The sequence below is a fragment of the Alkalihalobacterium chitinilyticum genome (assembly GCF_029028005.1).
Lineage (GTDB): Bacteria > Bacillota > Bacilli > Bacillales > Bacillaceae_F > Alkalihalobacterium > Alkalihalobacterium chitinilyticum.
In genome coordinates this window covers 1-1,416 of sequence record NZ_JAOTPO010000046.1, presented here as the reverse complement: position 1 = coordinate 1,416, position 1,416 = coordinate 1, and the positions used below count along the sequence as shown (strand labels likewise).

General features: G+C 33.9%; 3 protein-coding genes. All 3 read left to right on the top strand.

What is annotated here, in order from left to right; genetic code table 11:
* Positions 1 to 671: hypothetical protein (locus N7Z68_RS24250; protein ID WP_275120955.1), on the top strand; the 671-nt coding region annotated here is incomplete at its 5' end.
* Positions 672 to 699: 28 nt separating this feature from the next.
* Entirely contained in the window at positions 700 to 1,221 is a 522-nt protein-coding gene (locus N7Z68_RS24245) for a hypothetical protein (protein WP_275120954.1), read from the top strand.
* 37 nt (positions 1,222 to 1,258) lie between these two features.
* Positions 1,259 to 1,416 (top strand): DUF4176 domain-containing protein (locus N7Z68_RS24240; RefSeq protein ID WP_275120956.1); only part of this gene is annotated, 158 nt, incomplete at its 3' end.

Here is a 1,416-nt window from a genome sequence, read left to right as displayed (position 1 = left end):
AAATAAGACAAGAGCAAATTGAAGACCTTGATGAAGAATCAAGAGTAATATATGAAAAAGCAAAAGAAGACTATGAAAATGGTGAAATCGATAAGTCTGTATATGATTCAATTGTATCAGGGGTCATTAGTACGGGTTCTGCCTTCATTAGGAATGCCGCAACTCAAAAGGTCAATGATAAAGTATCAGAAAAGATAGCCGGGTCTATTGTTTCATGGGCACAAAGGAACACATTCCTTTTTGGTGATCCAGCTCTAGCCATACAAACCGTAAGTGGTGGTGTAGTGACAAAAGCGGCCCCGCCATCAGCATTAACCTCTACGATACGTAATGGAGCTAGGTATGGTCCACCGATAGTAGGTTCAGCTATTGACTTTGGTATTCAAATATATAATGGAGAAGATGTAACAGATGCAGCCGTAAAAACAGTCGGTCATTTAGGAGCTGGAATGGCAGGTGCGGCTATAGGGTCCGCATTTCCGGTTGCTGGGACAGCTGGTGGATTTGTAGTAGGTGTTTTAGGTTCTATGGCATTTGATTATGTTTATGATAATAAAGATAAGATCGTTCAGGGTATTAGTGATTTTGCGCTAAGGACTGCTGAAACATTAAATAATGTAGGTGACTCCGTAAAGGTGTTCTTTAGTGGTTTAGGTAGTGTTTTTGACTAAGCTACATAATATAAAAGGAATGGTAGTCATGAAACTGATCCCAATTTATACTGAAATTATTAAAGATAGACAAAATCATACTATATTTATCGATGAGAAAACTAGATATACTTATAAGGCCTTCCATAAGGAGCCTAGTCAAAGTTTTTATTGGATTGGTTTTTTTAGTTTATTATTTTTCATGAGAGGTATTCAACAGTTAAATTTAACTTTCTCAAATTATATAACTTTTGGATTAATTATTGCTGTCATTGTGCTGGGTTCTATTTCAGGAAAGTATTACTATAAGAAATTCACATATGAAGAGGTAAGAGAAATTTACTTGACAGAATCAATGATTGAAGATTATGTAGAAAAAGGAAAGAAAGTATTTAAACTAGAGATGTGGATTGCAGCTATTTGTTTAATTGGCTTTCTGTTCTCAATCATTCTATTTTTCTTTACTTCTTCTTTAGTTGTATTGATCTTCTCTTTTTTTGCATTAGTGTTCTTTAATATTTTTGTATATAGATTGCCAAAAGAAAGAATTAAATTATATAAAAATCCATAATTAATTCATTAAAAAGGTAGTGAAAGGGGAAACTTTAATGGAATTATTACCAATAGGAAGTGTAGTACAGCTAAAAAATGGAGACGTAAAGCTAATGGTTTTAAATAGAGCACCACTATATAACCAAAATGGTGAAATAGGTTACTTTGATTATTCAGCTTGTATCTACCCTGCTGGAAAAGTCGAGGAACGAGT